Raw genomic sequence first — 7,476 nt, 5'->3', positions numbered from 1 at the left:
CACGCGGCCATGGTGTGAAAACCACGCCTGCCGCACGGACAGGACGCGCTTCGCGGGTGGAAATGTTCCGGCGGGATGGGGCACATCGGTCTGCACGCGGCGGCGCGACAGGCGCTTCAGCCCTTTTTTCAGCCGCCGCACGGCAAGGCCGGTGTCCGAGCAGGTCAAAATGAAAACGGCGTTGCGAAGATCGGCCATTTCACAGGCCACGCCGCACTCGCGCCAAAGCGCGTCGGCGAGCTGGCGGCCGGTCATATCGGTGCCCGCGGTGCACACGGTCAGGCGGCACGGGTCGAGCTCGGGGAAATCGTTTGCACCGAGCGCCGTGAAGCACGTGCGCGAATCGACATACCGCCGCAGCGCCATGCAGGTTTCAGCCGCGCGGTGATAGGCCGGGCGGCCGGGACCCTCGATGTAAGCCCGCGCCAAGTCGATGGAAGCCATGATGGGATAGGACGGGCTTGAGGTGCCGAACAGCGCCGTATTTTCGCGCAGCGCCTTGCGGTCGACCGCGCCGCCGGACAGCACGGCCGCGCCCTGCCCCAGACAGGGCAGTGTTTTGTGGATGGAGAGCACCGCGAGATCGGCACCCTCGGCGATGGGCGCGGGCAAGCCGAGCGCGGGGAAATGTGCGCCGTGCGCCGCATCGACCAGCAGCTTTTTGCCGTATGCCGCGCATAGATCCGCGAAAGCCGGAATATCGCGGCAGATCCCATAATAGGTTGGGGAGGTGATGAGTACGGCGGCGATCGCAGGATGGTCGAGCAGCATCCGCTCCGCCTCGGAGGTATCCAGCGCGCCCGCCACGCCGAACGGCTCGATCAGCTCGGCCGAGAGGAAATACGGCGTGATATCCAAAAGCGCGCAGGCCGCGCACACCGATTTGTGGCAGCCACGGTCTAAAAGCACGCTGCCGCCCGCGCCGACCGCGGTCGCCAGCATGGCGTAGATACCCTGCGTCGAACCGCCGGTGAGGAAAAAGCAGTCCTCCGCATCAAAATAGCGCGCCGCCGCAACCTCGGCGTCGCGGATCGGGCCGTCGCCCAGATAGAGGTTGCCGGTGCCGTAGGTCTCGGTGAAGTCGATCGCGAACACGTCTGCATAGCTGGTGAACACCGGCTCGCCCTTGTGGCCGGGCATATGGAAACGCGCGGCGTCGCCGGTCGCGAGCAGGTTGAGCGCGTGATAGAGCGGCGCGGTGGTAAAGGGCAGCAGGCGGTTGATCTGCCGGTGCCCCATGTGCTGCCGCCGGATGGGCTTTTTGTGCGTCCGCATGTCCGCACCTCCCCTTGGTGCAAAAGTTTTGTTTATTATACCACGCGCGGCGGGAATGTTGCAAACTGTCCATAATGTGCACACATTCGTCTTTTTACGGCGGAATTTTGGTGGGGTTTCACGTAGTAAATAAAAGGCCGTTATATTATAATGAATACTGCGTTCTTTTTATGAACAGCATGCTGATAATTTGAAAGGCAGGTAACAATCCTATGGCTGACAATCGCATTTACAATTTTTCCGCAGGCCCCTCCATGCTGCCGGTGCCCGTGCTCGAGCGCGCGGCGTCCGAAATGCTCAATTATAAGGGTTCCGGTATGTCCGTCATGGAGATGAGTCACCGTTCCAAGGTATACGACGGCGTCATCAAGGAGACCGAGGCCGCGCTTCGCCGCGTGCTCTCGATTCCGGACAATTATAAGGTCCTGTTCCTCCAGGGCGGCGCGACCATGCAGTTCGCGGCCATCCCGATGAACCTGATGAAGACCGGCAAGGCCGACTACGCTGTCACGGGCAATTTTGCGAATAACGCTTATAAGGAAGCCAAGAAGTTTGGCGATATCCACGTGGCGTTCACCTCCAAGGAAGGCAATTTCGACCGCGTTCCCACGCAGGCCGAGCTCGATATCCGTCCGGACGCCGACTATTTCTATATTTGCGCGAACAACACCATTTACGGCACCGAATATCAATACGACCCCGAGACCCCGGCGAACGTGCCACTGGTCGCGGATATGTCGTCCAACATCCTGTCCAAGCCGGTCGATGTCTCGAAATACGGCGTGATCTATGCGGGCGCGCAGAAAAACATGGGCCCCGCGGGCGTGACCGTCGTGATCGTGCGCGAGGATCTGCTTGGCGGCTATCCGCTGGAGAAATACCCGGTCATGCTCGACTGGAAGACCATGGCGGAAAAAGAGAGCATGTACAACACGCCCCCCACGTATGGCATCTACGTGCTCGGCCTGGTGCTCGCATGGGTCGAGGAGCAGGGCGGCGTTTCCGCCATGCAAAAGCTTGCGGAAAAGCGTTCCTCCATGCTGTATGATTATCTGGACAGCCAGGATTTCTATCAGCCGGTCGCGGAAAAGGCGAGCCGCAGCCACATGAACGTCACGTTCCGCACGGGCGACGACGAGCTTGACGCCAAGTTCGCCAAGGAGTCGGCGGCTGCCGGGATGTCCAACCTCAAGGGGCACCGCTCGGTCGGCGGTATGCGCGCGTCCATCTATAACGCGATGCCGGTCGAGGGCGTGGAAACGCTGATCGCCTTTATGAAGAAGTTTGCGGAGGAGAACCGATAATCATGTATAACGTAAAGCTGTATAACAAGATTTCCAAGGTCGGCCTCGATAACCTCGATCCCGCGAAATACACCTGCTCGGAGGATTTTGAGGAGTACGACGCGGTGCTCGTCCGTTCGGCCAAGCTGCACGACGTGCAGTTCCCCAAAAACCTCAAGTGCATCGCGCGCGCGGGCGCGGGCGTCAATAATATCCCGGTCGAGCGCTGCGCGGAAGAGGGCATCGTCGTGTTCAACACGCCGGGCGCAAACGCCAACGCGGTCAAGGAGCTGGTCATCTGCGCGCTGCTGATGGCCTCCCGCAAGATCGTGCAGGGCGCGAACTGGGTACGCGGGCTGAAAGGCACGCCGGATATCGGCCCCGCCGCCGAAAAAGGTAAGGCGACCTATGCCGGCCCCGAGATTGCGGGCAAGAAGCTGGGCGTCATCGGCTTGGGCGCGATCGGCGTCAAGGTAGCGAACGCCGCCGTTTCGCTCGATATGGACGTTTGGGGCTACGACCCGTTCCTGTCGGTCGACGGCGCTTTGCAGCTGTCCCGTTCGGTCAAGCACGTGACCGATTTAAATGAAATTTTTGCGAATTGCGATTACATCACCGTCCATGTCCCGCTCACGCCCGACACCCGGAACATTATCGGCGAAGAGGCTTTTGCGAAAATGAAGGACGGCGCGCGCATCATTAACCTCGCGCGCGGCGAGCTGGTAGACGAGCAGGCAATGGCAAAAGCGCTTGAAAGCGGCAAGGTCGCCTGCTATGTGTCCGATTTCGCTTCCGACTGCATTCTGGAGCAGGAAAACGCCATCGTGCTGCCCCACCTCGGCGCGTCCACGCCCGAGAGCGAGGACAATTGCGCAAAAATGGCTGTCTATGAGATCAGCGAGTATCTGGAAAAGGGTACGATCCGCAATTCGGTCAACTTCCCGAACCTCAAGGTGCCCTATGAGGGCGGCTACCGCATCTGCATGATCCATAAGAACGTGCCCAACATGATCGCCTCGATCACCTCTGCGGTCAAATGCAACATTGAGAACATGGGCAACCGCTCCAAGGGCGACTATGCTTACACCATCGTCGACACCGCCGAGCAGCCCACCGAGGCCAATCTGGATGATCTCCGCGCGATCGACGGCATGATTTCGGTACGCGCACTTTAATTTTCCAAAAAAATGAAAAAACGGACGCTTCGGCGCCCGTTTTTTATTTGACCTTGTAGCATGTCCGCATATACCTTATTATATAAGCAATGATAACCCCGCGTAATATTACCCGTTTGTTACACTTCGGGCGTCTCGCTTGACGTTTCGCCGGCCCGCGTGGTATGATGAATCACGTAAAAAGGGCAAAAAGCCCGAAAATTTAAAGGAGGAAAACACCCCATGAAGAATCTCAAAAAGGTTCTCGCACTGGTTCTGGCGTTCGCTTGCGCGTTCACCATGTTCGCCGGTGCGGCGTTCACGGATTCGGCTGATATTAACTCTAATGCAACCGAAGCTGTAGACACGCTGTCTGCGCTGGGCGTAATCAAGGGTTACACCGACGGTTCGTTCCAGCCCAACGGCACCATCACCCGTGCAGAGGCAGCAAAAATGCTGTACGTTCTGCGTACCGGCAGCGACAACGCTGACGCGTACAAGAGCATCAACACCAAGTTCACCGACCTCAACACCTCGAAGAGCTCTTGGGCCGCGGGCTACATCAAGTATTGCGAATCCCTGGGCATCATCGCTGGTAAGTCGGCGACCAAGTTCGACCCCGACTCGACAGTAACTGGCCAGGAACTGGCTAAGATGCTGCTCGTAACCCTGGGCTACGGCGCAGACAAGGCGCAGCTGGTTGGTTCCGGCTGGGGCCAGCGCGCAACCGCTCTGGCTGACGAAAACGGCATTCTGGACGACGTTACCGCGCCGCTCGCACTGGCTCTGCCCCGCGAGTTTGCCGCGCTGATGATGTTCAACGCCGTTAACGCGCCGACCGTTGTTTGGCGCGACGACGCGTACACCAACATGAAGATGGTAACCGGTATCGGTGGAGATGACTACAACGATACGATCGGCGAAAAGTACATGGGCCTCGTAACCGAGACCGTTACCCTGTCCGGCGTTGTGAAAGAAGACAACAAGTCCACCTATCAGGTAAACGTTACTGCGATCCCGACAGAGGATGTTCCGCAGTACACAACGTTCACCAAGGTTGTGAATGACTACTCCGCACTGGTTGGCCAGAAGGTCAAGCTGCTGCACAAGAAAGACAAGAGCGACGTGGTTTACGGCATTACCGCTGTCAGCGGCGTAAAAACCGTTAGCGTTATCGTCGGCGATCTGGACGCTTTTGCGACCAGCGCAACCGAAATCAAGGCCAACGGCACCACCTATAAGCTGGAGGGTGCTGCATCTGGTATCCAGATCGACACCAACCGTGCAACTGACATTGCCAAGCTGGGCGATCTGACTACCGGCACCGCGCTGCAGAGCAAGACCGTTACTGTTGACGGCGTTACCTTTGCAATCGACAAGGCCAGCACGCTGACCCTGATCGACAACAACGACAACGGCAAGTACGACCTGATCGTTGCTACGCCGCACGCTGTTGGTAAGGTTACCTTTAAGGGCGCCGATTCCATCACCGTTAACACGGTTGTCGGCTTCGGCAATCAGGACAACGACGATGTTGCCATCGGCGACGGCATTGCTAAGGACAGCTTCGTAGAAGTTACTCCTAAGGCGTACAGCACCGCCGACAAGTTCACGCTGACCAAGCTGGACGTTGTTGAGGGCACTGCTTCCTCAACCCGTGCTACGGGCAGCGAGGTTCGCATCGACGGCACATGGTACACGCATATCGCAGGTACCGCGAACTCGTTCTCCCCGAACAGCAAGTATAAGCTGGCTGTCCTGAACGGCTATGTTTACGATTCCGACGGACAGGTTTCGACCGATCCGGCTGACTACGTATATGTTGCCAAGGCTGGCGCTGGTTCCGGTCTCGATACTGACTCCCTGATCGCCAATCTGTACTTTGCGGACGGCACCACCAAGAGCAACGTTGTGATCAACTCCGTTGATGACAAGGACGTTGTTGCAGAGGGTGCAACTCCGACCGGTACGGAAGTCAAGGTTTCCGTTGCCGCAGGCCAGATCAAGACCAAGCTCTGCACGTTCACCGAGGACGGCGGCGAGTACGACCTCGAGGTTGTTGCCGCTAAGGGCAACTTCGATGATTACAACGGCTCTCTGTCCCAGTATCAGAAAAAGAAGCTTGGTTCTTTTGAAATCGCTGACGACGCGACCATCTTTGTTGACGCAAAGGACAGCACCAAGGTTCTGACCGGCAAGCAGGTTAAGGCTTGGGGCGACGACGCTAAGGCTCTGACCGGTGGTCAGGCTCTGACGCTGAAGTCCAGCGGCTTCCAGTATGTCCAGATCGCTGCGATCCAAATGGGTACCGATCTGCCGGATGCCGACAACGATACCGTTTACGGCTATCTGACCGACGAGGTCGGCACTTCCAAGGAAGGCAACACCACGTACTACAACTTCACCATTTGGAATGGTACGGACACGGTTGAGGTTTCTGCCAAGAGCAGCAATGTTACCGCTGGCGCATCTATGTCCAAGGGCGATCTGATCGAGTACAAGATTGTTGACGACGCGACGATCAATGGCGTGAAGAAGATTTCCGCGACCAAGATCACCTCTTCGACCGCTGTTTCCAAGGACAAGACGTTCTACGAGGCTGCGGTAGCGGCGTTCGACGGCAGCAAGATTCGCTTCTATGGCGATAGCAATGCGGAGAACACCTACGATATCGACAGCGACACCTACCAGCTGTTCATCAACTCGAAGGACACCAAGGGCGCTCAGGGCGAGATCGACCTTGCGCAGGACGACCCGACCAATACGGCCGATGCAATCCTGAACGCGGTCTTCGCGGTTGATTCCGACGGCGACGTTATCGCAATCATTGTTGACGTAAACGGCAACATGGGCGATGATGCTGATCGCATCACCAAGTAATTTGGTTCTCTGATTAGTTGGTTGCAAAACCGCATCAAAAGGGCCTCCGAGCAACTGCTCGGAGGCCCTTTTTACGTTATTTGAACGCGATATAGTTGAAGCAGTATGCGCTTACATTGAGATAATTATCGGTCGTGCGCTGCGAAAACGGTCCATAGACGGCAAAACCGTTTTCCGTCACTTCAAGTGCTTTCTTGTCAATCGACGAGTAATCATAGATGTGCTGCTCGCGCGTTGCAAGGCAATGCAGGAATCTGCGCTCGCTGTCATAGTTGGCACACATCACCAGCACCGCACGAGGATAGAAGCCCAGCGAAAATTCTCGCCATTCCGTACCGTCGCCTATATAGCTGCCGATATAGATCTCACATTTTTGCGCAATGGCACTCTGCAGTTGTTTATGGGCGGCTGTGTTGTCGGATGCAGCCGCTTTTCCGTCAATTTCGTTTTGTAGCTCAGTAGAAAGCATCGTTTTGGAGATTGCATCCTCGAACGTCTGCGTAATAATACCGGAAACGCGGCCGTCCAGCCGTTCCGCATCGTCGCAGATGCCGTTTACGGCCTCGCGAAGTTCCTCCGGGCTGCTGTCGAACCGGGCTTTCAGGTCTTTGGGCGGCAGGCTCGGCTGGTCAGGCAACTCGCTTACCGTGTGGGTGAATTTTGTGATCTTATGGTCGGAAAATGACATGAATGGTGTTCCTCCTTAAAAAGCGCGCGCGGGCGCGCGTGGCGGACGCCCGCGTTCTTTGTCCTGCGGGAAGAAGTAAGCAAGGCTTTATAATAAGCGGAAACGGAAAAAAGGCAAGCGCAATTATTTGCGCTTGCCTTTTCCTGTTTTTCGGCTATTCTAAAAGACGCTTACTTTCCCCGGAAATCATCGTGGG

General features: G+C 57.1%; 5 protein-coding genes. 3 read left to right on the top strand and 2 right to left on the bottom strand.

From position 1 onward, the window contains the following. Positions 1–1,275 (bottom strand): aminotransferase class I/II-fold pyridoxal phosphate-dependent enzyme (locus SO058_RS01640; RefSeq protein WP_320841266.1); only part of this gene is annotated, 1,275 nt, incomplete at its 3' end. Between the two features lie 212 nt (positions 1,276–1,487). On the opposite strand from SO058_RS01640, the gene serC reads away from it, so the two are divergent. The 3 genes from serC to SO058_RS01625 all read left to right on the top strand — a co-directional run bounded on the left by serC (position 1,488) and on the right by SO058_RS01625 (position 6,592). After that, the gene (gene serC, locus SO058_RS01635) at positions 1,488–2,579 is read left to right on the top strand and encodes a 3-phosphoserine/phosphohydroxythreonine transaminase (protein ID WP_320841265.1); all 1,092 of its coding nucleotides are present in this window, start codon (positions 1,488–1,490) and stop codon (positions 2,577–2,579) included. Between the two features lie 2 nt (positions 2,580–2,581). Beyond that, positions 2,582–3,733, top strand: coding sequence for a 3-phosphoglycerate dehydrogenase family protein (locus SO058_RS01630; RefSeq protein WP_320841264.1), 1,152 nt, complete (start codon positions 2,582–2,584; stop codon positions 3,731–3,733). A 222-nt stretch (positions 3,734–3,955) separates the two neighbouring features. Beyond that, positions 3,956–6,592: an S-layer homology domain-containing protein gene (locus tag SO058_RS01625; protein ID WP_320841263.1), complete on the top strand. Its 2,637-nt coding sequence runs from the start codon at positions 3,956–3,958 to the stop codon at positions 6,590–6,592. A gap of 76 nt (positions 6,593–6,668) precedes the next feature. Here SO058_RS01625 and SO058_RS01620 read toward each other — a convergent pair whose 3' ends face one another. After that, a complete protein-coding gene (locus tag SO058_RS01620; RefSeq protein ID WP_320841262.1) occupies positions 6,669–7,280 on the bottom strand; it encodes a hypothetical protein in 612 nt (203 codons plus the stop codon). Positions 7,281–7,476: the final 196 nt, after the last annotated feature.

The sequence above is a fragment of the Agathobaculum sp. genome, assembly GCF_034098985.1.
Lineage (GTDB): Bacteria > Bacillota > Clostridia > Oscillospirales > Butyricicoccaceae > Agathobaculum.
The sequence above is the reverse complement of the archived record's forward strand: the minus strand, read 5'-3'. Positions and strand labels throughout refer to the sequence as shown.

Excerpts from the sequence above, each read along its gene's own strand:
- serC (WP_320841265.1), top strand. The coding sequence starts at position 1,488 with ATGGCTGACAATCGCATTTACAATTTTTCCGCAGGCCCCTCCATGCTG.
- SO058_RS01630 (WP_320841264.1), top strand. The coding sequence starts at position 2,582 with ATGTATAACGTAAAGCTGTATAACAAGATTTCCAAGGTCGGCCTCGAT.
- SO058_RS01625 (WP_320841263.1), top strand. The coding sequence starts at position 3,956 with ATGAAGAATCTCAAAAAGGTTCTCGCACTGGTTCTGGCGTTCGCTTGC.
- SO058_RS01620 (WP_320841262.1), bottom strand. The coding sequence starts at position 7,280 with ATGTCATTTTCCGACCATAAGATCACAAAATTCACCCACACGGTAAGC.